Genomic DNA, 26,925 nt, shown 5'->3' with positions numbered 1-26,925 from the left:
CACGGAAAGGGTTCCACACGGAGGCATGCAAGCCATTCACGACGGTAGCCGGGTTGTCGCGGTTATCGGAACAGGCAGCGCGGGGCTTCGACACCTGACGGCATTGAAACGCATCGGGGTCGTCCCCGTCGCGATTCCCAAACGGCACGAGCGTCAGGCCGATCTGCAACAGATGGGGTATGCGACCGCCGCGACCCTGGCCGATGCCATCAAGTCTTGGACCCTGTCCAGCTGCATCATTGCGTCCGATACGTCTCGCCATCTGGCCGACGGATTCACAGCTCTGTCATCCGGACTGCATACGTTGGTGGAAAAGCCGCTCTGCGTCGATGGGGCTGAGGCCAAGGAGTTGCGGAAACGGGCGCGCGCCGGGGAGGCCGGTCTCTGGGTGGCCTGCGTCATGCGGTTCGCCCAGTCGCTGGAGATCGCTCGCTCCTGGCTGCCGACACTGGGAGCGCTTGCCAGCGTTCGCATCGAGTGCCAGTCCTATTTGCCTGATTGGCGACCGGCTCGTTCCTACCTCGAGTCCTACTCGGCTCGGCGTGAAGAAGGTGGTGTGTTGCGCGATGTGATCCATGAAATCGATTATGCCGGATGGCTCTTTGGCTGGCCGGCATCGCTGCAGGCCCGCTTGCACAATTCGGGGAAACTCGGGATCGAGGCTGAAGAGGCGGCGGATCTGTTGTGGCAGACGGCGGCCGGAGCGATCGTGTCGATGAGGCTGGATTACGTGACGCGGCCTGCGAGACGACGGATGACTGTGTGCGGCGAGCGGGGAACACTCCACTGGGACGCCGTTCGGCAGTCCGTGAGGCTGGAATTGGCGGACGGCAAGACCGAGGAACGGACGGCCGATCAATCGCGTGAGGAGATGTTCGCCGCGCAAGCTCAGGCGTTTCTGCGTTGCGCCGCCGGGGATATCGATGATCGCTTGGCTACGGGGCAAGAAGGAGCCAACGCGCTGGCCGTGTGTGATGCGGCGCGCAAGGCGGACCTGTCGCACCATGAAGAGCCCGTGGAGTATGCATGACGAGGCCGGCGCGGGTACTGGCGGTCATTCCGGCAAGGGGCGGTTCCCAGGGGTTGCCGGGCAAGAACATCCGTCTGTTTGCCGGCCTGCCGCTGATCGCCCATTCCATTGTGTTTGCGAGGCAATGTCCGGAGATCGATCGGGTCGTCGTGTCCACCGATTCGTTGGAGATCGCGCAGGTGGCGCGAGCGTACGGTGCAGACGTCCCTTTCATTCGTCCCGCGGATTTGGCGCGAAGCGAGACGCCCATGTGGCCGGTGCTGCGCCATGCGCTCCGCTTCATCGAGGAACGGGAATCGCCCGCATTCGACTTTCTCATGCTGCTGGACCCCACGTCGCCGGCCAGAGAGCCGGCTGATGTGACCGAAGGCCTGCGGCAACTGTCGAAGGATGCCGACGCCGTGGGCATTGTGAGCGTCTCTGAGCCGCCGTTCAATCCGATCTGGCATTGTGTCGTCAACCGCCGGGGGTATATGGAAGATTTGCTGGAGACCGGTTCGGGGTTTACACGACGCCAGGATGTGCCCAAGGTCTATCGGATCAACGGCGCACTGTACATCTGGCGGGCCGATTTCGTTCGTCGGCAGGAAATAGGCTGGCGGGGACAGGGTAAACACCTCATGCTGGAGATCCCGGAAATTCGAGCCATGTCGATCGACGACCTGCAGCAATTCGAGGCGGCGGAAGCGTTGGTCAAGGCCAAGCTGGTGACGTTGTCCTGGCTGGCCGGGGCGGAGCGCCGGCCATGAAGTCGATCGGCGAATTGAGCAGCCTGACAGGCCGGAGGGCGCTCGTGACCGGCGCGGCCGGACATATCGGGCTGGCGATCACGGAAACGTTGTTGGAACTCGGTGCCACCGTCGCGTTGTGCGACCGCGAGGCAGCAACCTGTGAACGGCGGGCGACGGAACTCTCCGCGTTAAGCACAGGGCGAACGGCGTTTTTCGGATGCGATCTCAACGATGTGTCCGCGACGCGACGCATGGTGCAAGATGTCATCGGGCGGTTGGGGGGATTGGACATCGTCGTTCATGCCGCAGCCTATGTGGGAACCAGCGGCTTGACCGGGTGGGCCGTTCCCTTCGAACAACAGTCCCATGAGCCGTGGGATGCCGTGATGCGGGTGAATGTCACCGCAGCCTTCGCCATCGTGCAGGAGGCTCAGCCGTCGCTGGCGGCCTCGGGCAAGGGGTGCGTATTGTTGGTGTCGTCGATTTACGGGCTGGTGGGCCCCGATACCAGGCTGTACGAGGGAACCGCCATGGGGAACCCTGCGGCCTATGGCGTCTCAAAGGGGGGACTCCTGCAATTGATGCGGTACCTGTCGACCGTGTGCGCTCCGAACATCCGCGTCAATGCCCTCTCGCCGGGCGGGGTATGGCGGCATCAGGCAGAGGCGTTCGTCGAGCGCTATCACGCTCGGACACCGCTCGGGCGGATGGCCACGGAAGAAGACATGAAAGGGGCGGTGGCTTATTTGGTCAGCGATCTATCTTCGTACGTGACGGGACAGAATTTGGTCGTCGACGGAGGATGGACGGCGTGGTAACCACCGTAGAAATCGCCGGCCGCTCGATCGGTTCGGGACAGCCTTGTTTCGTGATTGCCGAGGCCGGGGTCAATCACAACGGCGACTTGGATATGGCGAAACGTCTCATCGACATCGCCGCCGAAGCCGGCGTGGATGCCGTCAAGTTCCAGACCTTTCGGGCCGAGCGTCTCGTGACCGCCGGCGCCCCGACGGCACGGTATCAGCGGGAGGCGACGGGCGGGGAATCGTCGCAATTGGAGCTGCTGCGTCGCCTGGAATTGCCTGACGAAGCCCATGCGGAACTTCAGGCGGCGTGCGGGTTGCGGCATATTCTCTTTCTCTCGACGCCGTTCGATGAGCTCAGCGCGGATGATCTGCAGTCATTGGGTCTGCCGGCCTTCAAAATCTCTTCGGGCGATTTGACGAATGTGCCGTTTCTTGCCCATGTTGCGAGGATGGGACGGCCCGTGATCCTGTCCACGGGAATGGCCACGATGGACGAAGTGTCCGCGGCGGTCCAGGCTGTGGAACAGACGGGCAATCGGCAGATCGTCCTGCTGCATTGTGTCAGTAACTATCCGACGGACCCCCGTGACGTGAATTTGCGGGCGATGGAGACGATGAGACGAACCTTCTCCTATCCGGTCGGGTTTTCCGACCATACGCAGGGGATCGAAGTGGCTCTAGCCGCCGTCGCGCTCGGGGCCGCCATGATCGAGAAGCACATCACGATCGACCGGACGCTGCCGGGTCCCGACCATCGAGCCTCGCTCGAACCGGGGGAACTTACGCAGATGGTGAAGGGTATTCGTCTCATCGAACAGGCGTTGGGACACGGCGCGAAGAGGCCGGCTCCCGCGGAGGCGGAGATCGCCGCGGTTGCGAGGAAGAGCGTCGTCGCAGCGCGGGACATTACTTCTGGCAGCCTACTTACTGCGGATATGCTGGCGATCAGACGGCCGGGCACGGGGCTTCCCCCGGACATGCGCGAGCGTTTGATCGGCCGGCGGGTGCGCAAGGCCATTGCGGCCGGTACTCCGATCACTAAGGACGTCCTGGCATGAGGGCGATCGGAGTCGTCACGGGCAGTCGGGCCGATTACGGCATCTACGTGCCGCTGCTGCGCGCCATCGCCGCGGACCCCTCGCTGGAGCTGCTCCTGTATGCGACCGGCGCCCATCTGTCTCCGACGTTCGGCGAGACCGTCACCCTTATTGAGCGTGACGGATTTCGCGTCGCCGAGCGGGTGGAGGCGGCATTGGCATCCGACCGGCCGGCCGGAATCGCCAAAGCCATGGGGTTGGCCACCATTGGATTTGCGCAGGTCTTTTCACGCCGGCGCCCCGATCTGCTTGTCCTGTTGGGCGACCGTTTCGAAATGCACGCCGCCGCCATGGCGGCGGTTCCGTTCACGATCCCGCTGGCCCATATCCATGGCGGCGAACTCACGCTGGGGGCGATCGATGAGGCGCTGCGCCACAGTCTCACGAAGTTGAGCCATCTGCACTTTACCGCGACGGATGCCTATGCGCGGCGCGTTGTCCAAATGGGGGAAGCACCCTGGCGGGTCGCGGTGAGCGGCGCGCTGGGCCTGGACAATGTTGCAACCGTTCCGTTGCTGTCGCGGCAGGCCCTTGAGAACTTGGTCGGACTGCCGCTCGATCCCGCTCCGGTGCTTGTGACCATGCATCCGACGACACTCGAGTACGAATCCGCGGCCCGGCAGGCGGAGCAACTGTGCAAGGCGTTGGCGACGGTGGATCGTCCCATCATATTCACCGCTCCCAATACGGATACCGCCGGCTATTCCATCCGTCGGGAGATCGAGGCGTTCGTCCGGCGGGTCCCGCGAAGCCGCCTCATCGAGAACCTGGGGACGCAGGCGTATTTCAGTTTGATGGCGGTTGCGGGAGCTATGGTGGGTAATTCATCCAGCGGCATCATCGAGGCCATGACCTTTCATCTGCCGGTGATCAACGTTGGGACCAGGCAGGAAGGCCGTCTCAGGGATGTGAACGTGATCGACGTCGGGTATGACGCGGTGGACATCGAACGTGGCCTGGAACAGGCGTTGACGCCGGCGATGCGACAGCGGTTGGCGGGCCGCCCCAATCTGTACGGAGACGGTCGCGCAGCCGAACGGATTCTCGCGAAGCTGAGGGATGTGCCGTTGGACTCGTCGCTGCTGAGGAAGGTGTTTCACGACCAGCCGTCGCCGGAAGGGGCCGATTGGGGAGCTGCGCGGCATGGCGGATAAACCACGTGGTGTCATCGCGGGCGGCGGTGGGCATGGCGCCGTGTTGCTCGAGGCGGCTTCGGCGGCAGGGGAGGTCGAGATCGTCTGCGTGCTCGAGTCGGACCCGATTCGATGGGGCAAGGAGTTGCTCGGCATTCCGATTCGCGGCGGCGATGAGCTGATGCCGAAGCTGAGGTCGGAGGGCGTGACCCATTTTCTTGTGGGCCTCGGGGGAACGGGTGACAATGGACCGCGTATCCGTGTCTACGAGCGGGCCCTCGCGAGCGGCCTTCAACCCTGGAGCCTCCGGCATCCCTCGGCTGTCGTCTCGCCCTCGGCGGTGCTGGGGGACGGGACCGTGGTCCTGGCGGGTGCCATCGTCGGGCCTCGCGCCGTGATCGGTGCGAACGTGATTGTCAACTCCGGCGTGATTCTGGAGCATGACTGCGTCGTTGCCGACCATGTACACCTTGCGTCCGGTGCCACGCTCGCGGGAGGCATCCGTGTCGGCGAGGCGGCTCATGTCGGAGCCGGCGCGACCGTTCGTGAAGGGATCACCATCGGAGCCAGGGCCGTGGTGGCGGCGGGGGCGGTCGTCATCAGAGACGTGGTCGCGGGCGATACGGTCGCCGGCGTGCCTGCCTGTTCCTTATCGTCGCGGAGTCGGTCATGAGTGTCAGGGTCATCGCGCGGCTGGATATCAAGGGCCCCAATCTTGTGAAAGGGGTGCATCTGGAAGGACTCCGTGTCCTCGGCAGTCCGGAACATTTCGCGCAAGCCTACTATCGGGAAGGCATCGACGAACTGGTGTACATGGATGTCGTGGCCAGTCTCTACCAGCGAAATAGCCTCATCGATTTCGTTCGCCGCACCGCGCACGACATTTTCATCCCGTTGACGGTCGGAGGGGGGGTGCGTTCGCTCGAAGATATCCGGCAAGTCCTGGTGGCGGGTGCCGATAAGGTCTCGCTGAACACGGCCGTGATCGCCCGCCCGGAACTGGTACGGGAAGCGGCCAGGAAGTTCGGCTCCTCGACCGTCGTCGTGTCCATCGAAGCCATTCGCACGCCGGCCGGAGGGTATGAGGCCTATACGGACAACGGCCGAGAGCGGACGGGCGTCGATGCCGTGGAGTGGGCCCGGCGAGCCGCAGAATTGGGAGCCGGCGAGATTCTGCTCACCTCCATTGATCGCGAAGGCACCGGTAAGGGATTCGACCTCGAATTGACGCGCCAGGTGGCACGATCCGTCACCATTCCCGTGGTGGCCTGCGGGGGGGCCGGCACCCTCGGACACATTCGGGAAGTGGTGGTCGAAGGAGCGGCCGATGCGGTCTGTTTGGCGTCGATGCTGCACTATGATCTGCTGAAACGAACGGGCGCGGGATACAGCGCGGGAGAGGAAGGAAACGTGGAGTTTCTGAAGCAGGCTCGGGGCTTTTCCAAGGTGGAGGGCGCATCCGTGAAGGACGTGAAACGGGTGCTTCGCGAGGCCGACATTCCCTGCCGCGTTGTCGGCGAGTCGGTGCCCCATGTCTGATCGGTCGACAGGGAGCGTGGTCATCGTCGACTACGGGATGGGTAACTTGTTCAGCGTGTTGCGTGCCTGCCAAAGCGTCGGAGTCGATGCCGTAGTGACGAACAAGAAGCAGGATATCCTCGACGCATCCGGCGTCATTCTTCCCGGCGTGGGAGCGTTCGGCGAGGCCATGCGCAATTTGGCCGCCCTTGACTTGATCCCGGTTTTACGTGATGTTGCGGCAAACGGCACGCCGCTGCTGGGCATCTGCCTGGGGATGCAGTTGTTGATGAGTGAGAGCCGGGAGTTCGGGCGCCACCGTGGGTTGGATCTTATTCGAGGGGATGTCGTTCAGTTGCCGATGGAGGCGGAGCGGGAGTTGGTGTCCAAGGTCCCGCACGTCGGATGGGAAGCGGTGCATCCGCCGCAGGGAGCCGTCCCGGGCGGGGAGTTGGTGCCGGCCTGGGATGGGACCGCGCTCCAGACGCTGGCATCGGGAGAGTACATGTACTTCGTCCACTCGTTCTATTGTCGCCCGGAGCAAGGGAACAAGGTTCTATCCGTTACGCGGTACGGCGCGTTCGAGTTTTGTTCGTCCCTTATCGAGGGCAACGTCACCGGATGCCAGTTTCATCCTGAACGAAGCGGGCCTTCCGGCTTACGCATCTATCGAAATTTCGCCGCCAAGGCGATGACTCTTGAACAGGGAGCACACCGTGCAGGAAAAGCTTGAAGCGAAATATGGACTACCCGAAACCGTCCGTTACTGCGCCCGATGCGTGATGTCGAATCAGCGTCCAGCTTCCTCGGTTGAATTCAAGCATGGGAAAAACCATCGCCACCGGTCGCTGCATTTCGACGAGGCGGGCGTGTGCGACGCCTGCCGGTTCGCGGAGCGCAAGGAAGCCATCGATTGGAAACAGCGGGAAGACGAGCTGCTACGCTTGCTCGATCGATACCGCCGAAAGGACGGATACTATGATTGCGTGGTGCCCGGCAGTGGCGGAAAGGACAGCGCGTATGCCGCCCATGTGCTGAAGTACAAGTATGGGATGCATCCGTTGACCGTAACGTGGCCGCCGATCCTCTACACCGATATCGGTCTGCGCAATTTTCGCAACTGGATCGAAGTCGGCGGATTCGACAACGTGACGTTCAAGCCGAACGGGAAAGCCCATCGGCTGCTGACCAAACTGGCGATCGAGAATCTGCTTCATCCGTTCCAGTCGTTCATTCTCGGGCAAAAGAATCTGGCGCCGAAGATGGCGATTCGGTACGAGATCCCGCTCGTGTTTTACGGCGAGAACGAGGCTGAGTACGGGAATCCCATCGCGGACAATCAGCAGTCGCTGCGGGACAAGTCCTTTTTCACGCTGCAGAATCTCTCGGATGTCAGTTTGGGCGGGGTCTCGATCGACGAATTGATCGAGCGGCATGGTCTGAGTCTCAACGACCTGTTGGCCTATCTTCCGGCGGATTACAAGGACCTCGAACGGAGCAAGGTCGAGGTGCATTATCTGGGCTACTACCTGAAGTGGACGCCTCAGGAATGCTATTACTATGCGATCGAACATACGGGATTTGAAGCGAATCCGGTGCGGACTGAGGGGACGTACAGCAAGTACAACAGCCTCGACGACAAAATCGACGGCTTTCACTACTACACGACCTACATCAAGTTCGGGATCGGCCGGGCGACGTATGATGCGTCACAGGAGATCCGCAACCGTCACCTCACGAGGGAAGAAGGGGTGGCGTTGGTGCGACGGTTCGACGGGGAGTTCCCGAACCAATACTTCAAGGAAGTCATGGAGTATTTGGGGATTGCCCCCGAACGGTTCATGCAGTTGTGCGACGAATTCCGCTCGCCTCATTTGTGGAAGAAGGAAGGGGATCAGTGGCAGCTCCGGCATCCGTTAACCTGACGGTGTGAGAGCGAACTGACTTGCGGCGCAAGCGTTGAATACGAACACGGACAGTTTCTGTATTGCCCGGACCGCAACGGTCGGCGAGACGGCGGCGATGATGGATCGCAGCCGCCTGGGGATTGTTTTGGTCGTGGACGAACGGCACCGGTTGGTCGGGACCGTGACGGACGGAGACCTCCGCCGGGCCATGCTGACACGGATCGACCTCGGCAATCCGGTCGAAGTCCTGCTCGAACAAAAGGCCGGGTCGGTGTTTTCGCAACCGATTTCGGCGGCATTGGGCCAGGATCCCAATTGGTACCTCCAATTGCTCCAACGGCACAGCATTCTGCATTTGCCGATTCTCGACCAGGAGCAGCGGGTGGTCGGATTGGTGACACGCGATGAGTTCCTGCCTCGGCAGGTCCTGCCGCTGCAGGCGGTCATCATGGCGGGGGGAAAAGGCACCAGGCTCTACCCCCTCACCGAGCAGACTCCGAAACCGATGCTGCCGGTCGGGGACAAGCCGCTGCTCGAGATCATCATCTCGCACTTGCGCGATTCCGGCATCAAACGCGTCAACGTCAGCACCCACCACCAGCGGGAGAAGATTGAATCCCATTTCGGAGACGGACGGGAGTTCGGGGTCGATTTATCGTATGTCACGGAGGATCGCCCGCTGGGGACCGCCGGTTGCCTCGGTCTCATCGAGGCTCCCACCGAGACGACGCTGGTCATCAACGGGGATATTCTGACCCAGGTGAATTTTCAGGCGATGCTCCAGTTCCATCGAGCTCAACAGGCGGACTTGACCGTGGCGGTGCGCCAATACGATGTGCAGGTGCCGTTCGGCGTCATCGAGTCCGACGGCGTCATGGTGCGCGGGGTGACGGAAAAGCCGGTTTTCAATTTCTTTGTGAATGCCGGAATCTACCTGCTCGAGCCGAGCGTGTACCGGCTGCTGGCGCCCGGTGAGCGGACGGACATGACGGATCTCATCCAGCAATTGCTCCGAGAGGGGCGCCGCGTGGCAAGTTTCCCGATCCGGGAAGGGTGGCTGGACATCGGGCAGCCGGCGGATTACGAGCAGGCACAGGAACTCATCAAAGAATGGCAACAGGACAAATGAACTGGTCTGGGACGCGGGTGCTGGTCACGGGGGCCGGGGGGTTCATCGGCAGCCACTTAAGCGAGCGGTTGACGGAGCTCGGCGCCAAGACCCGCTGTTTGGTGCATTACCGGGCCGACGGGTCCTGGGGATGGCTCGACCGGTCTCCCCACGCGCAGCACATGGAAGTGCTTGCGGGAGATCTCACGGATCGCGATCTCGTCGCCGAGGCGGTGCGCGACTGCGACGTGGTGTTTCATCTCGGCGCCTTGATCGCGATTCCCTATTCGTATCAGGCGCCGCTATCCTTCGTGAGAACGAACGTCGAGGGAACCTTGAATGTGATGCAGGCGGCGCGCGCCAACGGGGTACGGCGCGTCGTGCATACCTCCACGAGCGAAGTCTACGGCACGGCCCGCGTGGTGCCCATCCCCGAAACCCATGCCCTGCAGGCGCAGTCACCCTATGCGGCGAGCAAGATCGCCGCCGACAAGATTGCCGAAGCCTGTCATCTGTCTTTCGGTGTGCCGGTCGTGACGGTGCGCCCCTTCAATACCTATGGCCCCAGGCAGTCCGCTCGCGCCGTGATTCCCACGATCATCACGCAGTGTTTGACCGGCACGCAGGTTCGGCTGGGAAACCTCGATCCGACGCGCGACCTGAATTTCGTGGCCGATACCGTCGAAGGATTCGTACGGGCCGCCGTCGCGCCGGACGCGGTGGGGCACACCGTGAACCTAGGCTCCGGACGGGAGATCGCGATTCGGGATTTGGCGCTGCTGATCGGATCCCTGGTGGGGAGGTCGATCGAATTGGTGACCGACGAGCGGCGGTTTCGTCCTGCGACCAGCGAGGTGGAGCGACTGCTGGCCGATAACCGACGGGCGCAGACTCTGTTGGGTTGGACTCCGTCGGTCACGCTTGAAGAGGGGCTTCGTCGGACGATCGAGTGGATGCAGGGGCATCTCGACCGCTATCGACCAGGTGTGTATGCCGTCTGATCGCCAACCGCCGACCGTCTCGCAGCCGTTCATTCCGCTGTCCGAACCGGAAGTTCGCGGTCGTGAGTGGGAATATGTCAAAGACTGCTTGGACAGCGGATGGGTATCATCGGTCGGCGCCTATGTCGATCGGTTCGAGCAGGCGGTGGCGTCGTACGTGGGGACCACGTATGGGGTCGCAACCTCCAGCGGTACCGCCGCATTGCACGTCGCGCTCAAAGTTGCCGGGGTTCAGCCGGACGATGAGGTGCTGGTGTCGACGCTGACGTTCATCGCCCCGGCCAACGCGGTGCGCTATTTGGGGGCGTGGCCGCTTTTCATCGATGCGGAGCCTCGCTATTGGCAGATGGATGCCGACAAGTTGGCTGAGTTCTTGCGGACGGAGTGCGACCGGAGTCAGGGGCACCTGAGAAACAAGCGGACCGGTCGTCGGGTGCGGGCGATTCTTCCCGTTCACATCCTGGGGCATCCCTGTGACATCGAGACCATTTGTGCGCTCGCGCGCGAGTATGACGTGCCGGTGATCGAAGACGCGACGGAAAGCTTGGGGGCGTCCTATGAAGGACGGGCGGTTGGCCAGTGGGGCGATGCGGCCTGCTTCAGTTTCAACGGCAACAAGCTGCTGACTACCGGCGGGGGCGGTATGCTCGTCACGGATCGCGAGGACTGGGCCGGAAAGGCGAAGTATCTGACGACCCAAGCCAAGGACGATCCCGTCGAATACATCCACCACGAAGTGGGATTCAATTACCGGCTGACGAACGTGCAGGCTGCCATCGGATGTGCGCAGCTTGAGCGGATTCAGGCGTTTCTCGACGCCAAGCGCCGGATCGCCGCCCGCTATACCGAGGCATTTTCCGGCCTGGACGGTGTGAGCGCGATGGAGGAATCCCCGAAGGCGCGGAGCGCGTGGTGGCTCTATTCGGTACTCGTCGAGGGGGTCGGCGCCGGAAGAAGCCGGCGCGAGGTACTGACCTTTTGCCAACGGCACGGCATTCAAACGCGTCCGCTGTGGCAGCCTCTGCATCGGTCGCCCGCCCATCGTGACTGTCCCGCCTATGCCTGTGACACGGCGGACCGGCTGTACGAGCGCGCATTGAGTCTCCCATCCTCGGTGGGACTGAGCGAGGAGGATCAAACCCGTGTCATTCGGACGTTCAGAGAGGCGTTGTGCGGGGCAGGAGGACGCGTATGAACGCAGCGCACGCATCCGGAGCGAGGGCAGCGGTATGAATTCAGAATCGGTTCAGCCGGTGTTCATCGTCGGGACGCCGAAGTCAGGCACGACGTTTCTCTTGTCCCTGTTCGATTCCCATCCGAACGTGGTCACGCTGCTTGAGTCGGCGGTGTTCCACTTGCCGTTGAGAGGGGTGAGCGGCCGGGAGGTGTTGGCGGAACGACTTCGTACGTTCTACGGCAAACTGATGTCGCAGCATACTATTCATGCAGGCGTGACGCCGGAGACATTCGACCGGCGTCTGGCCGCACTGGATAGTGATCCGACCGATCCCGCGTTGCCGCGACGCCTGTGGTCCATATTTGCTTCGCTCGCGCAGGACAGTCTGCCGGAGGAAGCGCACGAACGCGTCACGCATGTCATCGAAAAGACTCCGCGCCATTACGATTCGGTCGCGCGGATCCTTGATAATTTTCCTCGGGCGAAGATTCTGCACGTGCTGCGTGATCCCCGCGACAATTATCTGGCGCTGAAACGCATGATGGACGAGCCTGAGTATCAAGGCATCGGCTACCACGCCACCAATTTCATTCGCGACCGCCTGTTGGCGAGTTTGGAAAGTGCCTACGCCAATGTGGCGAAGTATCCGCAGCAGTACCGGTTGGTGTATTACGAGCACATGATTCAGCTGGGCGAGCCGGTCATCAGGGAAATTGCGGCCTGGTTGGGACTTGCCTGGCACGAGGCACTGTTGATCCCCTCGTACGGCGGTGAGTTGTGGCGGGGTAATTCGTTGGCGTCGGATTTGCGTGACCGGTTGAAGCCGTTCGACCAGCGTCCGATCGGACGCTGGAAGGAAGCGCTGTCTGAGCAGGAAGTGACTATACTGGAGTGGATCATCGAGGCCTATCGGCTGGAACGGGAATATCCCCTCACCCGGAAGACGGACGGCGCCGCTCGTCTCCTGGCCTTGGCGCAGCCCTTTGCGCGTGAAACGCGGGTGGGAAGACCCTCCGCCACCATGCCCCTGGCCAAGCGGCTCGTACAGGCGCTACAGTGGAACTATGTGACCCGCCGCTTGTGGATTGCCAGGACGTTGTTGAACCGGCAGAGCGGCGCCGACGCGCGGCTTACCACTAACATGTTTCACAGGGCCGCGTTGACGTTATGAGCGCCCAGTTAAACACCCATCCCTACGTGCTCGACCGGACGGTCCCGACGCTGATCTGGGGACGGGAGGACGACTCCTTCCACACCAGGATCTCGCTCTTCAATTATTACAGTCTTCTGACCGAGGACCGCCCCGTGGAATCGACCGCCCATGTCTATCTCTTCGACGAACAAGGGGAGGAAGTCGCACGGGCGACGCACCAGCTCGCTTCGTTGGGACAATGGCAATGCCGGCTGTCCGATCTCGTGGCGCGTTTTCAGGGAAGCATCGGAGTGCAATTGGTTCCTCATGCAATGCCTCCCTTACGGCATCAAAAGTACGTGGGCACTTTGTTCTTCGCCACCTACTGGGATACCCGGGGGCATGCGGATTTCACACACGAAACCGACCGCATGCGGTATGAGGACGATCACCGGATCCAATACGAACCGGCGGTCATCCCGTCCTCTTCTTCGGTGGACGTTTCGGTGATCGTGCAGAACAGTTATTTCGGAGAAGATCCGGCCCAATGCGACGGCACGTTCCACGTCGACATCCGGCGAGGCGACGGGACGTCGATTTATCGGAAGGCGTTCACGTTGCGGCCCCGGGCCTCGGTGGTGTTGCCCTTGGCTGAGTTGGTCCCCGACTTGCGGGCACAGCTCAAGGGGCAGCCTGGTTCGGTTCACGTGTCGGGTCGGCACATCAACCAGCCGCTGACGTTGTCCCGACACGTCGGCGGCGACTTCAACATTCATCACTTCTGAAAGACAATGTTTCCTACGTCGTATTGGAAAGAGCACGAGCCGCGGTTTGGGTTTCCGATCTTTCGCGGCTGTACCAATAGGGTGAGTCAGGCCGTGCGGCTGGACTTCTGTCAGTTCAGCTGGAAAAAAGCCGCGAAGCAAACCCTTGCCGGGATTCGGCAGGGTCGTATGCCGGATGTGGGGATGTTCATCCCGTTGTTGATCGGTCGGGCTCAGCGGATGACGGTCCGAGGAGGCTTGACGGCGCGCGACGGTCGATTTCTCTGCGACTTCGGCGAGATCGGTGCCTGGTCGGCGGGGCAGACCTTCGAGATCAATGTGAATGAGCTCTGCGAAGCACGAGGCCTTCCCGTGGAGGACGGCATGTTCATGATGGTCATGGACATCGGCGAGCATGCGCATGCCCTGTCCGATATCAATATTTTTTCGATGAGTTACGAAGGAGACCGGTTTTTCACCAACTACCGGACGGGAGCCTTCGCGCGGACGCTCAACGATTTCTCCAAGAAGAAACATGTCGGGTTCATGAGCGTGAATCCCAAAGTGTTGGTCTCGGATACTCACCTCACCGGGCTCATGCTGATCAATCATTCGTCGAATCCCCAGTATTCCGATACCGTCCATCCCACCGTGCGGCTCTACCGGCCGGACGGACGGTTTCTGGACGCCGACTTCGGGCCCGTGCCGGCATTCGGCGGGATCGAGCGGTCGCTGGAAGATCTATTTGGAGTAACCGTCCGTGAGTTTCTTCGCCCGAGCGGCGGGTTGGGAACAACGGTGACGCGCGTGCAGAATTATACGTTGGCGGGGATCACGGTGCTGCGGTCGCGCGACGGCTCCACTATGGCCATTGAGCATACTCGTCCCACGCAGAGTTACCTGCTGAATGGGATTTGATGGGGATTCCCGACTCAACCGCCGGACATCCCGGTTACAGCGGTTTGAGTTCTGCCCAAGCCCTACGTAGGCTGGCGGGGCACGTCGGCATCTACGGCCTCGGCAACCTTCTCCAACGCGCCAGTGCGGTCCTCCTCCTGCCGGCCTATGTCTCGCAGCTCACTCCGGACGAGTTCGGCGAATTGGCATTGATCTCTCTGCTACCGTTCGTGTTGCCCGCCGTCCTGTCGCTTGGCCTGCCGCACGCGATCCTTCGCTATTATCATGAGTGGCATCGGCAGGGGCATGCCGCCGCGGCCTTAGGTTCGGTGTGGCTGGTCTGCGTCGGGTCGCTGCTGGTCGGCACCGTCCTGCTCGATCAATTCGGACGGCCGCTGCTCGAATCGATGGTGACGCGTGTGTCGTTCGAACCCAACTTGCGTCTGGGGATTTGGTGGGCGTTTTGGTCGGGCGTCGGATTATGCCCGATGTTCCTGCTTCGCGTGATGGAGCGGAGCAAGCTGCTGCTGGCGGTTTCACTCGCGACGGCCCTCTTCACGGTCGGTCTCACCTTGGTCGCGATCTACGGGGGATGGGGTGTGCCGGGGATCGTCCGAGTGCAGCTGGTCGGTGCGGCGGTGGTGTCTGTCTGCACGACCGTCTGGTTTCTCTCGCAGACGAGCTGGTCCCTGTCCTGGCCGCCGCTGGCTCAAGCCCTGCGGTTTGCGCTGCCTTTGGTGCCCTCGGCGGTGCTCGAAGCCGTGGCGAACCGCGCAGACCGGTTCTTTCTCGATAAATGGACGACGCTCCACGAGATCGGTCTGTATTCGCTGGCGAATCAAGTCGGTCAGGCCGTGAAACTGTTTTACGATTCCGTCAAGCCGGCCTGGTTTCCGTTCTATGTGCGGGTCGCGGGAGAGCGCGCCGACGCGCGCAGTCTCCTCGGCAGCGCCATCGCGGTCTATGTAGCGGTGTTGATGCTCGCCGCGCTCGGCGTGTTGTTATTTGCGATTCCGGTGCTGACTTGGTTCGGGTTCGAATCCCGCTACGCTGAGGCCGCGCCGCTCGTGCCGGTATTTGTCTTCGGCTATTTCCTCTTCGGGTTGGCGCCGCTGGGCAGTGCCGCGGTGCAGGTCGGCGAAAAGACAAAATGGCAACCGATGATTCAACTCGTCCATGTGTGCATCGTGGTGACGGCCAACGTCTTGTTGACCAAAACCTATGGCGCCTGGGGCGCGGCCTGGGCGCTTACCGTGTGCTACGGAGCACTGGCGGGCTTGTATCTTCTGGCCGGACAGCGCGCCTATTCCGTGATCGTGCCATGGGGGCGTATGTGGGGCCTCATGCTTGTCGGCGGGTTGGTCGCGTTATTGGGAGTCCGATGGTCGCAGGGGCGGGTCATCGAAAATTGCCTCATGTTGATGGCATTTGCCCTCTTGGCCTTCCAGCTGTTGCGGATGCAGGATGGGCCTCTGGCTGCCGTCTTGCGGCGAGGAACCGCCGCGCGGGTGCCCGAATGACGGAGCCCATGCTGAACGCCGAACCAGCGGGAACCGACCGAAAAGTTGCCTGTCTGGTGCTGGACAATCCGGGACGCGACTTGCTCGGGCTCGGGCTGCTGGCCTCGCAGCTTGCCCTGCGCGGGTTTCGAGTCCTGCTCGTCCCGATGTACGATCAGCAGCAGCATGTGATCAAGTGGTGTCCGAACTACGTCCTAGTGAACTACGCCCGCAAAGCCAATGCGCCGGCCATCGCTCGCTACCGTGGGATGGGGATCCGCGTCGGGGTCCTGGATACCGAGGGAGGGGTGCTCCGCTGTGAGTACCGTGAGCTGCTGAATATCGTAAAGGAGAGCGGAGTCAAAGCGCGGATCGACGACTACTTTCTCTGGGGGAACCGGCAGTATGCGGCGTTTCAAAAGGACTTGGGCAGTCCTGGAACTGTTCTGCATCTGGCGGGATGTCCCCGGTTTGACGTGTACCATGAGGACTGGAGGGCCTTGGTTCCCGATCCCCCATTCGAGCACCGGCCCTACGTGTTGTTGACGAGTAGCTTTCCTTTGAACAACCCTCGGTTTGCCACGCCGGAGCAGGAGATCCGCAACCTGATGGAGACGATGGGGCTGGCCCAGAACGAGTTAGAAGAGGCCCGGGCGGCCGCTGATCGCGCATTGACCGGATTCCTGGACCTCGTGCGTTGGCTCTGCGCGACGTTTCCCTCCGTGCCGTTCGTGTTGCGGCCGCATCCTTTCGAGAATGCCTCGACCTACGAACCGCTACGCGGGATCTCCAACCTGACGCTTACGCAGGAGGGCGTGGTGGCCTCATGGCTGAAAGGCTGTGCGGCGGTCGTTCAGTTGAACTCCTCGGTCGCGTTCGAGGCGGCGCTCTGGAGGAAGCCGGTGATTTCGTTGGAGCTGTTTCAGCACCCGCTGCTGGAGGTGGCGGTGGCATCCCGCTGCAGCCTCAAGGCCGGGAGCCGCGAATCCCTCGTCGCCCTCCTGCGGACGATCCTCGGCGGAACGTCGGATCCTGAAATGGAACGCCAACTGGCCCGCGCAAGGGAGGCTGCGGCAGAGACCGTTGCCGAATGGACCTATCGCAATGACGGCCAAGCCGCCGTTCGCGTCGCCGAATATATTGCGAAGGCCCTACAGGGCCAGAGATCCGTGCCTCGAAAAGATTTGAAATGGCTCTTCAGATTCGGTTATGTGTTGGTTTACTACATCGCTAAAGTGTGGCTGAAGCAGGGATGGAATCGAACAGGTATGCGGAACCGCGCATCGAAACGATTTGATGCGAAAGATCTTGCCGGGGTAGCCGCATTGTTCCGCGATCGCGGCATCACGGTGGCGAATCGCCCGCTGGCATCCTATTGGCCGTTCCGAGGCTCCAATGCGGTCGAAATCTCCCTGAGGGGGAGCTGCGAAACTACTGAATAGACCGGGGATAATACAAAGGAGGCATGCTATGGGTCGCACGGTTCGCATCGGAAATCGGGAAGTCGGAGACGGACATCCCGCCTTCGTCATCGCCGAGATCGGCATCAACCACAATGGAAATCTGGAGCTGGCCAAGCAGCTGATCGACGCGTCAAAGGAGGCGGGGGCCGATGCCGTCAAATTTCAAAAGCGGACGGTGGATGTGGTCTATACCGCTGAAGAACTGGCTCGCCCGCGCGAGAGTCCGTTCGGGAAAACCAACGGTGAATTGAAGCGCGGCCTGGAATTCGGGCGTGAGGAGTATGCCGCGATCGATCGCCATTGCCGGGAGAAAGGGTTGCTCTGGCTGGCCTCGTGTTGGGATGAAGCCTCGGTGGATTTCATGGAGCAGTTCGACCCGCCTTGTTACAAGATTGCCTCCGCCTCTCTCACCGACGACAACTTGTTGCGGCACCATCACAAGACGGGGCGGCCGATTATTCTGTCGACCGGCATGAGCACGATGGAGCAGATCCGGCATGCGGTACGGGTCCTCGACACCGACGACCTGATTCTTCTCCATTGTACGAGCACCTATCCCAGCAAGCCCGAGGAGCTGAACCTCCTGACCATCCGGACGCTGATCAAGGAATTTCCTCATCATCCCATCGGCTATTCCGGGCACGAAGTCGGTCTGCAAACATCCGTGGCCGCCGTGGCGCTGGGAGCCTGCATCGTGGAACGCCACATCACGCTGGATCGTGCGATGTGGGGAAGCGACCAGGCGGCTTCGGTCGAACCGCAGGGTTTCCATCGTATGGTGCGGGATATCCGGGCGGTGGAAGCGGCGCTGGGTGATGGGGTGAAGCGCGTGTACGACGCGGAAAAGCCGATCATCGAGAAACTCCGACGTGTCGGAAAATAAGATGGAGGTGCTGTGCATCATCCCCGCCCGAGGGGGATCGAAGCGACTGCCGCGGAAGAATCTATTGCCCTGCGGAGGGAAACCGCTGATCGTCCATAGTGTCCGTCATGCCGTGGAGTCCCGGGCGGTGACCCGAACCGTGGTATCCACGGATGATCAGGAGATCGCCCAGGTCAGCCGGCAGGCCGGGGCGGAGGTAGTCGTGCGCCCACCGGAGCTGTCGGTGGATTCTGCAACTTCCGAGTCGGCTCTGGAACATGTCGTCGAGTCGTTGGCCGCATCCGAAGGCTACCGTCCTGATTTGCTCGTGTTTCTGCAGTGCACGTCTCCGGTCCGTTCCCGTACGGACATCGATGGGGCAGTCGCACACCTCCTCAAGGAGCAAGCCGATTCGCTGTTCTCCGCGACCGAATCCACGTGGCTCCTATGGCGTGCCCAGGCAGGACAGGTCACCTCGTTCAACTACGACTTTCGCCATCGCAAGCGGGAGCAGGACATGGCCGTGGAGTGGCGAGAGAACGGCTCCATCTATGTCTTCCGCCCCTCGATACTCCGAACCCACCACAATCGCCTCGGCGGGAAGATCGCCGTCTATCCGATGGGGTATTGGGCTTCATTCCAGGTCGACCATCCGGAAGACATCGAACTGGCGGACTGGATTCTGCGCCGTCAGGCGCGCACCGAGCGGGCCGGCGTCTTACCGAAGACGATCGGCGCCGTGGTGTTCGATTTCGACGGAGTGTTCACCGACAATCGGGTTCTGGTCGGGGAGGACGGACGCGAGGCCGTGTCGTGCTTTCGAGGCGATGGGTTGGGTCTCGATTATCTGAGGGAAACCGGCATTCCGCTTGTGGTGTTGTCGACCGAACGTAACCCGGTGGTGGCGGCACGTTGTCGGAAACTGCAGTTGGAGTGTCGCCAGGGCATTCGAGACAAGGGGGCGGCGTTGAAGGATTTCGCAGCGGAACGAGGGATCGCCCTCTCGTCCGTTGTCTATGTCGGCAACGATGTGAACGACCGGGAGTGCTTGAGCAGCGCTGGTTGCGGGATCGTCGTTGCCGATGCCCATCCCGACGTCCGTGAACTCGCCTCGATCACGCTGTCGAGTCGGGGAGGCGAAGGGGCGGTTCGGGAGCTGTGCGATCTGATCCTTCGGCATCTGGCTGCGGAGGGCCGCCACAATGGCTGACGCAGGACGTTCCGCCCTCGACCGGCTGTTTTCCCTGTCGGGCAAGACCGCGATCGTGACCGGCGCCGCCGGCTATTTGGGCCGGGTGTTTTCCGAGGCTCTCCTGGATGCCGGGGCTCGTGTCGTGTTGATGGGCCGCGGGGAGAAGCTGCAACGAGTGGTGGCGCGACTGCGGGAAAGCTACGGCCCCGACGCCGTCGAGCCCGCCGCAGTGGACTGTTACGATACCGAGGCCTTTCGAGGGGCGCTCGAGGCGGTCACTGGGCGCGGCCCCGTCCATATTCTCGTCAACAACGCATTTGAATTCAGCAAGGAGACGGGGTTCAACGATCCGTCGGGCAGGATGGAGACGATCTCCAGGCATCAATGGATGCGGGCTTTGGAGTCGGGGGTCTATTGGCACGCGTTGGCGACGCAGGTATTGGCGGAATCAATGGCGAGGCAGGGCGAAGGGGCGATCATCAATATCAGTTCGATGTATGCGCTGGTCAGTCCTGATCCGGCACTTTATGAGGGGACGACGATATTCAATCCTCCGGTCTATGGAGCTACGAAAGCCGCGTTGCTGGCACTGACCCGCTATACCGCGGCCTTTTACGGCAAGCGAGGCGTACGATGCAACGCGTTGTTGCCTGGGGCTTTTCCGAATCTCCAGGGGGATTCGTACAACGCGCCTCCCAAAGACGAGGCGTTCTTGCAGCGGCTTCGGGATCGGACCCTGGTGGGGCGTTGCGGCGAGCCGAGGGATCTCAAGGGGGCGATGATTTTTCTCGCGTCGTCGGCCAGCGCGTACGTCACAGGCCAGGCGTTGTCGGTGGACGGCGGATGGACGGTGCGTTGAAGGAGACGGTGGATTAGGGCGATGCACGAAATCGGATTCATGCAGGGACGATTGGTTCCGCAAATCAACGGGCGCATTCAGGCGTTTCCCTGGGAACGATGGCGGGATGAGTTTGCGCTGGCCCGCGCGAATGGCTTTCGGTCGATCGAGTTCATTTTCGACAGCGAACGGTATCAGGAGAATCCGCTGTACTCGCCACAAGGACGGGCTGAGCTCAAAGACCTAATTGCCACGACCCAGGTGCCGGTCTCGGCGATCTGCGCGGATCACTTTATGGATCACCCCTTCCACGGCGTTTCGGCTGATCAGCAACAGCACAGTGTCGACCTTCTTGATCGGTTGATCGAGGCCGCCGCCGAAGTCGGCGCCAAACGGGTGGAAATCCCTTGCGTGGATCATGCGTCGCTTTGCACCGAAGCGGACAAGCGACAGGTTGTGACGGCAGTGAGCAGATGTCTGCCTCGCGCCGAACAGAGGGGGATTGAAGTCGTGTTTGAGACCTCCCTCCCTCCGGAGGAATTTCGGGAGTTTTTGGAGCGTTTCCGGCATCCGCTCGTGCTGGCCAACTTCGATTCCGGGAACAGCGCGGCATTGGGATTCGAGCCGGTGCACGAGCTGAGCACGCTCGGTGGTCTGATCAGCAATATCCACATCAAGGACCGCGTCCTCCACGGAACGACCGTTCCGCTGGGAACGGGGAATGCCAACTTTCCCGCGATCTTTTCCACGCTGGCGAAGATCGGGTATCGCGGGCCGTTCATTCTTCAAACCGCGCGTGATCCCGATGATGTGGGAGTCGCGATTCGCTACCGGAACCTGGTGCAATCTTACCTCGCAGTCCACTTCACGTAGCGCCGTCACCCGAATGGATCTCGCACTGTCCGGAAAAACCGTCTGCATCACCGGCTCCAGCCGAGGGATCGGGCGGGCGATTGCCGAAACCTTCCTGCAGGAAGGCGCGCGTGTCGTGCTGACGGGACGAGACGAGGCGGCTGTGCGGCAGGCCTTGAGCGAACTGACCAATCGGTGGGGTGCCGATGGGGTGATCGCCTTTTGCGGGGATCTGACGAGGGAGGAGGAGATTGCCCGATGCCTACAGCAGGCCGAGACTCGGTGGGGCGGTCTCGATATTGCGGTCGCCAATCTCGGACTCGGGCGCGGCACCAAGGGGTGGAATGTATCTGAGCGCGAATGGATGGAGGCGCTGTCGATCAACCTCATCGCCGCCTCTCTGTTTGCGACCCATGCGGTACCGTTGCTGCGGACTCGAGGCGGGGGCAGTCTGACGTTCATCGGGTCCTTAGCCGGGGTGGAATCCCTTCCGGCTCCCATTCCCTACGCCAGCGCCAAGTCGGGCTTGCTCGCGCTCAGCAAAATGTTGGCGAAGGAACTGGCGGCTGACGGGATCCGAGTCAATACGGTGGCGCCTGGCAACATCCGTTGCACGAGCGGTGTCTGGGACCGGAAAGTGCAGGAAGACCCGGAGGGGGTCGCGCAGTATCTGGAGGCGCAGGTCGCGATGAAACGGCTGGGCCGCCCTGAGGAAATCGCCGATGCCGTCGCGTTTCTAAGTTCCCCTCGGGCGTCCTTCATAACCGGTGCCTGTCTGCTCGTGGATGGCGGACAGTCGAAAGCGTGGTAGGACATATGAAGCCGAATTGTCGTGCGCTGTGGCGTTTGGATGGACGGGTCGCCGTGATTACCGGGGGAGCCGGGTTGCTGGGGACGATGCACGCGGAGGCCGTCGCGGAAGCCGGGGGCATTCCCGTGCTTATAGATGTGCGTGGGGCGGAGGCAGAGACCATCGCCCAGCGTCTGGCCCGGGAGTACAGCGTGCCGGCTATGGGCATTCAAGCCAGCGTCACCGATCCTGCATCGCTCAACTGGGCGATGAAGGCGCTCGTCGATCGGTTCGGACAAGTCGATGTACTCGTCAACAATGCGGCCATCGACCCCAAAGTGCAGGCGGCGGGGACGGTGTCCGGCAGTCGCTTCGAACATTTCAGCGTCGACCAATGGAATTTGGAACTGTCAGTCGGGCTGACGGGAGCCATGTTGTGCGCCCAGGTCTTTGGGGCGTCGATGGCCCAGCGGGGTTCCGGCGTCATCATCAACATCGCTTCCGATCTCGGCCTGATTGCGCCGGATCAACGGCTGTACCGCAAATCGGGTTTGCCTGAACACGAGCAACCGGTGAAGCCGGTGACCTATTCCGTCATCAAGCACGGTCTGATCGGGTTGACGCGCTACCTCGCGACTTATTGGGCCGACCGGAACGTCCGCGTCAATGCTTTCGCGCCGGGAGGGGTACGGACGAACCAGCCGGAGGAGTTTGTGACCAAGTTGTCGGCGCTGATCCCGTTGGGACGAATGGCCGGGAAGGACGAATACAAGGGAGCGATCGCGTTTCTCGCGTCGGACGCCTCCTCCTACATGACGGGATCGGTGCTGGTCATGGACGGGGGACGCAGCTGTTGGTGAACGCCGCTGTCCTCAAGAAGTGGGTTTATGGGCACCCCTTGACCAAGGCGCTCTATCAGGGCGCACCGGCGGTATATCTGCATCGGTTGGCTTCCCTCTTCGGGTATCGAGGCATCTTGGGGCGCGAACTGGAGGATTTGTCCCGTGTGGCCCGCGCGGGGGCGCCGGGAGCGGCAGCTTCCTCCTCCGAACGGACCCGCATATTGCTCGTGACTCCGCGGAACTTCCGAACTCATGCAACGTTTCAGATCGGGATCGCGCAAGCCTTGGGACAACGCGGGGCTGAGTGTGCGGTGGCCACTTGCGGCGGGGCGATGCCGGTGTGCGAGGTCACCTGGGCGGAGAAGGAAACGTGGCCTCGTTGCGCACGTTGTCGGGAGTATGTGACGGAATTAGCCGCGGCGGCCGGCGTACGGTTGTTCGATCTCCACGCGCATGAAGATGCTGCGGTTGCCGGAACGGCCGACCGTGAGGTGGCCGCCCTGCCGGCGGCCTCGCTGCAGGCGTATGAATGGAACGGTCTGCCTCTGGGCCGCTTTGCGGTTCCTCCGACCAGGTGGCGGTTGCGTTCCCACGAGATCGGGCGCCATCCGGACGGCGAAGCGGTGCTCCGTGATTTTATCCGCGGGGGCATCCGCTGGGCGACCGCGATTGAATCCGTGCTCGACGCGTTTCGGCCCAACGTCCTGGTCATGCTGAATGGGCTGTTCATGGCCGAACGGGTGACCTGGGCTATCGCTCAGCGGCGTGGAATACGCTGTGTGTTTTTCGAGCGTGGCCGTGACGCCGGCACCGTCTTTCTTTCTCATGATCAATCCGCCCCGCGCTACGATATCACCGACACTTGGAAGCAGGTGGCTGAGGTACCGCTTTCGGAGACGGAACGCCATCGGATCGTGGGCCTCCTCGATCGCCGCGCACGGGGAGAGCAGATGGTGGAGACATACTGGGAGACCAAACAGTCCGACGAAGCCAAAATTCGCGCGCAACTTCGCTTGAGTCCGAACCGGCCGCTGGCCGTGTTGTTCAGCAATGTCGTCTGGGATACGGCGATGCAAGACCGCGATACCCTGTTTTCGGGCATGTTCGATTGGATCACCGAAACCATCCGATTGTTTCAGGCACATCCGCAATGGGACCTCGTCATCAGGATTCATCCGGCCGAAACGCAGGTGCTCGGGCGAGAATCTCATGATCGGGTCGCCGATTGGGTCGGCGAAGCATTTGACCGGCTTCCCGACAATGTCAGGATCATTTTGCCGGAGGAGCCGATCGACTCCTATGTCCTGATGCGAATGGCCACCGTCGGCTGTGTCTACGCCTCAACCGTCGGCCTCGAAATGGCCGCTGCCGGTGTCCCCGTGGTGGTCGCAGGCGACGCGCATTACAGTCGTCGTGGTTTTACCTTGGACCCGACCGATCGCGCGGAGTTCCGGCGGTACATTACGGAGGCGATGGAGGGAGTCCATGCCGGACGACGCGAGCGCAATCGAGAATCGGCCCTGCAATATGCGTATGTCTTTTTTCTCCGCCGCATGTACCCGATGACCGTGTTGACGGAGCCGGCCGAAGCCAGACCCATTGTGGCTTATTCCTCATTGGGAGAACTCAAGCCCGGCGCCAGTCCGATTCTTGACCTCATCTGTGAGGGCATTCTGCACGGCACCTCGTTCGAGAAGCCGGGAGGCACGGTCGCGCCGGCCACGAATGTGTGACCGGTGCATCGGCAGCGGGATGCCGGGAGGGACACCGTCTGTTCCTCCGTTCCCGAAGCGCGCCGCAACGCCTGCTCCGCTCACATCCATTGATGTTGACCATCCGGCACATAGTGCTCTGGTACTTGGGGGGAGCAGCATTCTTCTGTTTGCTGCCCGCGGCGCATCCGGTCACCGACGTGGCTGTGGCACCGCTGTTCCTGCTGGTTCCGGTCGGATGGGGCTTGGCCTACCTCTCCGTCTGTGGGCACCGATGGCGCATGCCGGAATTCTCCCTGCCGTATCTATACCTGTCCGCATTTTTGTTTGGAGTCGTGGCGAGAACGCTGGTGTATCAGGTGTTCGAGCGGAGCGGTTGGCTTCAGACTCTGTACGGCATCATGTTCCCGCTGGACCTGTTCCTGTCCTGGTGGGGGTGGATTCGCTGGCGTGAGTCAATGTCGTTTCGGCCTCGGTCGCCGCAAGAATGGTGGCTCGTCGGAGGCCTCCTGTCACTGGTCCTGGTGCTGTACTCCTTCTACTATCTCAAGTTTACACAATTCCCTCTCAGGGACATCTTCCAGGAAACCCATTTCATGAAGGGGGCGGTCGAACTGGCTCGCTTCCACATCCTCAACCCCTACACGGCAGACTCCTATATTCCCATGTTGCAGGTGCAGCTCGGCATGCTGCACGGCTGGTATGGGTTCGATCTCCTCATCTCACAATGGCTGCTGCCTCCGTTGAATGCGGCAATCCGGATCGCTGCGCTGTACTGCTTTTGGCGGACGGTGGCTCCCGGTGTCTACAGCCGGATGATCGCGTTGGGCTTGTCGATGATCGCACTCCAGAATTTGTTCTCACCGACGAACGGCGATCTGCTGTTCTCGCTCTGTTTGTTGTTCATGTCATTGGTGATTATGGACGGCCGGCGGACCGGAGGGGGAGTTCGGTTCGAACTCCGCTTGTTGGGGGTGCTTGCCGGCTGTGCCTTGCTGTACCGCGCGACGGCCGTCTGGAATTTCGGGTATGCCGTACTGCCGTTGTATGTCCTCGTCGCTTGGTTGCTCCGGCGTGGGGTGCCTGACCCTTCCGTGACCGTTCTCGCTCTGCTTGCGGTGGTCGGAGTCACGCTCCACCCGGCGATGTCGTTGTTGTACTTGACGACGTCTTTGGGCGTTGCCCTCCTGTATCTGCGTCTCGTCGGGACGCAATCGGGACAGGAACTGCGGGGGGGGCGCATCTGGGTTGCGGCGGCGGGGATTTTGACGGTGTTGTTGACGGCTCTGCTTTTGTCGCTGCTGCCGGAACTTTTCGCGGGGCAGAAACCGTCGGCGCGTTTCCTGGGAATTGCCGAATGGCTTTTGGGAAAATCCATTACCGGTGCGGAGGGTAGCCGCAACGCCGCGATCGAATGGGTGCGGTTGGCGCCCCCGATCGTGCACCTTGTGGGGACGGTGCTTCTCGGCGCCGCCGCAGTTCGGCGGGTTCCGATGGTGGCTCGGCTGAAATCAGGAGCCGTACCAACCTCGGTGCAGGATTCGGCGTTTCAGCCGATCCTGTTATTCGCCTGGCTGATCCTGATGCTCATTCTGTTTCCGAGCTTGAGCGGTTTCCCCTATTTCCATCGCGTCCTGTATTTCGGCGTCCTCATGGTTTGCCTGATTGTGGGAGTACTCGCCGAGTCGGAATTGCAGGCGTTTCTTCGAGGAGGGGGAAGAAGAGGGGTTTATATGGCTACCGGCGCGCTGGTCGGTGGGTTCTTCATCATCATGACCTTGGTGTACGGCGTGCCGGACTTTGCAGGGCATGGCCGGAGCCCATACCTGCGTCGGCTGTCGCCGTTTCTCCTGATCGCCTTCGGAGGAACGTTTGCGGCGTGGGTGGCAGCCATGGTGACTCGATCGCGGGCCCACACCGTGAGGCTACTGATCGGTTCGCTGTTGCTGGCGGTGTTGACGGATAAGACCGCCATCGTGACTTATGGGTTCCAATACGCCTACGGAGGAACTTATCCCGAAGGGCGCCCCATCTCTCATTATACGGCCGAAGAGGTGTCTCTTGCGCAGCGCCTCAACGCCCGCACCGGGCGCACACTTCTCTTGTCGGATCCGTATACTCTGAGTATCATGCAGGCGCTGACGGGCTTGAACGGACTGGTCACATTCTCGAATCTGGGAGTGATGGAGCCGTGGTATCGGGATCGATTACGGACGGTCTTGTCCTGTCTGTATCGTCCTTCGCTCAGGCTGAACTGCGACGGGCCGTCGCAGTTTGTCGTGCAGACCGAGGAGTTTCTCCGGCAGTTCCCCGGCGCGTGGCCGGAAGCCCGTTACGCGCGTGAGCGCCGAGGTGAGCCTTTCCTGGATCATCAGGCCATCCATGATGACGTCGTCGTCGTCCTGAATCGGCGCAGGACTCTTTCCTGGATTCAGGGGCGGGACGGCTATTTCCCGGACTTCGACGCCGGTGAGGATTGGGAACTCGATGGGGGAGTGCAGAATATTCTCCTGCCGGCGGACTCCGAAGGGAATGACCTGGCGGCGTACACATTTCGATAGGCGGCGAGGACGG

The 26,925-nt window shown here is 61.7% G+C and carries 25 protein-coding genes; all 25 read left to right on the top strand.

What is annotated here, in order from left to right; all coding sequences use genetic code 11:
* Positions 1-25 precede the first annotated feature (25 nt).
* The 25 genes from KF814_14810 to KF814_14690 all read left to right on the top strand — a co-directional run bounded on the left by KF814_14810 (position 26) and on the right by KF814_14690 (position 26,912).
* Positions 26-1,030: a Gfo/Idh/MocA family oxidoreductase gene (locus KF814_14810; GenBank protein ID MBX3237417.1), complete on the top strand. Its 1,005-nt coding sequence runs from the start codon at positions 26-28 to the stop codon at positions 1,028-1,030.
* The gene (locus tag KF814_14805) at positions 1,027-1,779 is read left to right on the top strand and encodes an acylneuraminate cytidylyltransferase family protein (protein ID MBX3237416.1); all 753 of its coding nucleotides are present in this window, start codon (positions 1,027-1,029) and stop codon (positions 1,777-1,779) included. Before KF814_14810 ends, KF814_14805 begins: the two co-directional genes overlap by 4 nt.
* Positions 1,776-2,579: an SDR family oxidoreductase gene (locus tag KF814_14800; protein ID MBX3237415.1), complete on the top strand. Its 804-nt coding sequence runs from the start codon at positions 1,776-1,778 to the stop codon at positions 2,577-2,579. Before KF814_14805 ends, KF814_14800 begins: the two co-directional genes overlap by 4 nt.
* Entirely contained in the window at positions 2,573-3,625 is a 1,053-nt protein-coding gene (gene neuB / locus KF814_14795; protein MBX3237414.1) for an N-acetylneuraminate synthase, read from the top strand. Before KF814_14800 ends, neuB begins: the two co-directional genes overlap by 7 nt.
* Positions 3,622-4,818 (top strand): UDP-N-acetylglucosamine 2-epimerase (hydrolyzing), encoded by a 1,197-nt coding sequence (gene neuC, locus KF814_14790; GenBank protein ID MBX3237413.1) that lies wholly within the window; start codon positions 3,622-3,624, stop codon positions 4,816-4,818. The genes neuB and neuC overlap by 4 nt, the downstream gene beginning before the upstream one ends.
* Positions 4,808-5,470, top strand: a complete 663-nt coding sequence (locus KF814_14785; protein MBX3237412.1) for a NeuD/PglB/VioB family sugar acetyltransferase — start codon at positions 4,808-4,810, stop codon at positions 5,468-5,470. Before neuC ends, KF814_14785 begins: the two co-directional genes overlap by 11 nt.
* Positions 5,467-6,336 (top strand): imidazole glycerol phosphate synthase cyclase subunit, encoded by an 870-nt coding sequence (locus KF814_14780; GenBank protein MBX3237411.1) that lies wholly within the window; start codon positions 5,467-5,469, stop codon positions 6,334-6,336. Before KF814_14785 ends, KF814_14780 begins: the two co-directional genes overlap by 4 nt.
* Positions 6,329-7,048, top strand: coding sequence for an imidazole glycerol phosphate synthase subunit HisH (gene hisH, locus KF814_14775; protein ID MBX3237410.1), 720 nt, complete (start codon positions 6,329-6,331; stop codon positions 7,046-7,048). Before KF814_14780 ends, hisH begins: the two co-directional genes overlap by 8 nt.
* The gene (locus KF814_14770; GenBank protein MBX3237409.1) at positions 7,032-8,240 is read left to right on the top strand and encodes an N-acetyl sugar amidotransferase; all 1,209 of its coding nucleotides are present in this window, start codon (positions 7,032-7,034) and stop codon (positions 8,238-8,240) included. Before hisH ends, KF814_14770 begins: the two co-directional genes overlap by 17 nt.
* Positions 8,241-8,274: 34 nt before the next feature.
* The gene (locus tag KF814_14765) at positions 8,275-9,351 is read left to right on the top strand and encodes a nucleotidyltransferase family protein (protein ID MBX3237408.1); all 1,077 of its coding nucleotides are present in this window, start codon (positions 8,275-8,277) and stop codon (positions 9,349-9,351) included.
* Positions 9,348-10,331, top strand: coding sequence for a GDP-mannose 4,6-dehydratase (locus tag KF814_14760; GenBank protein ID MBX3237407.1), 984 nt, complete (start codon positions 9,348-9,350; stop codon positions 10,329-10,331). The genes KF814_14765 and KF814_14760 overlap by 4 nt, the downstream gene beginning before the upstream one ends.
* Positions 10,321-11,526 (top strand): LegC family aminotransferase, encoded by a 1,206-nt coding sequence (locus tag KF814_14755; protein ID MBX3237406.1) that lies wholly within the window; start codon positions 10,321-10,323, stop codon positions 11,524-11,526. Before KF814_14760 ends, KF814_14755 begins: the two co-directional genes overlap by 11 nt.
* 34 nt (positions 11,527-11,560) lie before the next feature.
* Complete coding sequence (locus KF814_14750; protein ID MBX3237405.1) at positions 11,561-12,679, top strand: sulfotransferase; 1,119 nt, start codon at positions 11,561-11,563, stop codon at positions 12,677-12,679.
* Positions 12,676-13,425, top strand: a complete 750-nt coding sequence (locus tag KF814_14745) for a hypothetical protein (protein MBX3237404.1) — start codon at positions 12,676-12,678, stop codon at positions 13,423-13,425. Before KF814_14750 ends, KF814_14745 begins: the two co-directional genes overlap by 4 nt.
* A 6-nt stretch (positions 13,426-13,431) precedes the next feature.
* The gene (locus KF814_14740) at positions 13,432-14,322 is read left to right on the top strand and encodes a hypothetical protein (protein ID MBX3237403.1); all 891 of its coding nucleotides are present in this window, start codon (positions 13,432-13,434) and stop codon (positions 14,320-14,322) included.
* Entirely contained in the window at positions 14,322-15,821 is a 1,500-nt protein-coding gene (locus KF814_14735; GenBank protein MBX3237402.1) for an oligosaccharide flippase family protein, read from the top strand. Before KF814_14740 ends, KF814_14735 begins: the two co-directional genes overlap by 1 nt.
* Positions 15,818-17,242 carry a hypothetical protein gene (locus KF814_14730; protein ID MBX3237401.1) on the top strand — a complete coding sequence of 475 codons (1,425 nt, stop codon included), beginning with the start codon at positions 15,818-15,820 and terminating at the stop codon, positions 17,240-17,242. The genes KF814_14735 and KF814_14730 overlap by 4 nt, the downstream gene beginning before the upstream one ends.
* Before the next feature lie 28 nt (positions 17,243-17,270).
* Entirely contained in the window at positions 17,271-18,146 is an 876-nt protein-coding gene (locus KF814_14725) for an N-acetylneuraminate synthase family protein (GenBank protein MBX3237400.1), read from the top strand.
* Positions 18,133-19,335: an acylneuraminate cytidylyltransferase gene (locus KF814_14720; protein ID MBX3237399.1), complete on the top strand. Its 1,203-nt coding sequence runs from the start codon at positions 18,133-18,135 to the stop codon at positions 19,333-19,335. The genes KF814_14725 and KF814_14720 overlap by 14 nt, the downstream gene beginning before the upstream one ends.
* Entirely contained in the window at positions 19,328-20,176 is an 849-nt protein-coding gene (locus KF814_14715) for an SDR family oxidoreductase (protein MBX3237398.1), read from the top strand. The genes KF814_14720 and KF814_14715 overlap by 8 nt, the downstream gene beginning before the upstream one ends.
* Before the next feature lie 21 nt (positions 20,177-20,197).
* Positions 20,198-21,028, top strand: coding sequence for a sugar phosphate isomerase/epimerase (locus KF814_14710; GenBank protein MBX3237397.1), 831 nt, complete (start codon positions 20,198-20,200; stop codon positions 21,026-21,028).
* Between the two features lie 13 nt (positions 21,029-21,041).
* The gene (locus KF814_14705) at positions 21,042-21,818 is read left to right on the top strand and encodes an SDR family oxidoreductase (GenBank protein ID MBX3237396.1); all 777 of its coding nucleotides are present in this window, start codon (positions 21,042-21,044) and stop codon (positions 21,816-21,818) included.
* Between the two features lie 5 nt (positions 21,819-21,823).
* Positions 21,824-22,657, top strand: a complete 834-nt coding sequence (locus KF814_14700; GenBank protein ID MBX3237395.1) for an SDR family oxidoreductase — start codon at positions 21,824-21,826, stop codon at positions 22,655-22,657.
* Positions 22,654-24,372 carry a hypothetical protein gene (locus tag KF814_14695; protein MBX3237394.1) on the top strand — a complete coding sequence of 573 codons (1,719 nt, stop codon included), beginning with the start codon at positions 22,654-22,656 and terminating at the stop codon, positions 24,370-24,372. The genes KF814_14700 and KF814_14695 overlap by 4 nt, the downstream gene beginning before the upstream one ends.
* 149 nt (positions 24,373-24,521) lie before the next feature.
* Positions 24,522-26,912, top strand: a complete 2,391-nt coding sequence (locus KF814_14690) for a hypothetical protein (GenBank protein ID MBX3237393.1) — start codon at positions 24,522-24,524, stop codon at positions 26,910-26,912.
* The last annotated feature ends 13 nt before the right edge of the window (positions 26,913-26,925 follow it).

It is taken from the genome of Nitrospiraceae bacterium (assembly GCA_019637075.1).
Classification (GTDB): Bacteria; Nitrospirota; Nitrospiria; order Nitrospirales; family Nitrospiraceae; genus JAHBWI01.
This window is presented reverse-complemented; position numbering and strand designations above follow the sequence as displayed.

Bases quoted from the DNA above. Each gene is read 5' to 3' on its own strand.
- KF814_14810 (MBX3237417.1), top strand. From the start codon at position 26: ATGCAAGCCATTCACGACGGTAGCCGGGTTGTCGCGGTTATCGGAACA.
- KF814_14805 (MBX3237416.1), top strand. From the start codon at position 1,027: ATGACGAGGCCGGCGCGGGTACTGGCGGTCATTCCGGCAAGGGGCGGT.
- KF814_14800 (MBX3237415.1), top strand. From the start codon at position 1,776: ATGAAGTCGATCGGCGAATTGAGCAGCCTGACAGGCCGGAGGGCGCTC.
- neuC (MBX3237413.1), top strand. From the start codon at position 3,622: ATGAGGGCGATCGGAGTCGTCACGGGCAGTCGGGCCGATTACGGCATC.
- KF814_14785 (MBX3237412.1), top strand. From the start codon at position 4,808: ATGGCGGATAAACCACGTGGTGTCATCGCGGGCGGCGGTGGGCATGGC.
- KF814_14780 (MBX3237411.1), top strand. From the start codon at position 5,467: ATGAGTGTCAGGGTCATCGCGCGGCTGGATATCAAGGGCCCCAATCTT.
- hisH (MBX3237410.1), top strand. From the start codon at position 6,329: ATGTCTGATCGGTCGACAGGGAGCGTGGTCATCGTCGACTACGGGATG.
- KF814_14760 (MBX3237407.1), top strand. From the start codon at position 9,348: ATGAACTGGTCTGGGACGCGGGTGCTGGTCACGGGGGCCGGGGGGTTC.
- KF814_14755 (MBX3237406.1), top strand. From the start codon at position 10,321: ATGCCGTCTGATCGCCAACCGCCGACCGTCTCGCAGCCGTTCATTCCG.
- KF814_14750 (MBX3237405.1), top strand. From the start codon at position 11,561: ATGAATTCAGAATCGGTTCAGCCGGTGTTCATCGTCGGGACGCCGAAG.
- KF814_14745 (MBX3237404.1), top strand. From the start codon at position 12,676: ATGAGCGCCCAGTTAAACACCCATCCCTACGTGCTCGACCGGACGGTC.
- KF814_14740 (MBX3237403.1), top strand. From the start codon at position 13,432: ATGTTTCCTACGTCGTATTGGAAAGAGCACGAGCCGCGGTTTGGGTTT.
- KF814_14735 (MBX3237402.1), top strand. From the start codon at position 14,322: ATGGGGATTCCCGACTCAACCGCCGGACATCCCGGTTACAGCGGTTTG.
- KF814_14730 (MBX3237401.1), top strand. From the start codon at position 15,818: ATGACGGAGCCCATGCTGAACGCCGAACCAGCGGGAACCGACCGAAAA.
- KF814_14725 (MBX3237400.1), top strand. From the start codon at position 17,271: ATGGGTCGCACGGTTCGCATCGGAAATCGGGAAGTCGGAGACGGACAT.
- KF814_14715 (MBX3237398.1), top strand. From the start codon at position 19,328: ATGGCTGACGCAGGACGTTCCGCCCTCGACCGGCTGTTTTCCCTGTCG.
- KF814_14710 (MBX3237397.1), top strand. From the start codon at position 20,198: ATGCACGAAATCGGATTCATGCAGGGACGATTGGTTCCGCAAATCAAC.
- KF814_14705 (MBX3237396.1), top strand. From the start codon at position 21,042: ATGGATCTCGCACTGTCCGGAAAAACCGTCTGCATCACCGGCTCCAGC.
- KF814_14700 (MBX3237395.1), top strand. From the start codon at position 21,824: ATGAAGCCGAATTGTCGTGCGCTGTGGCGTTTGGATGGACGGGTCGCC.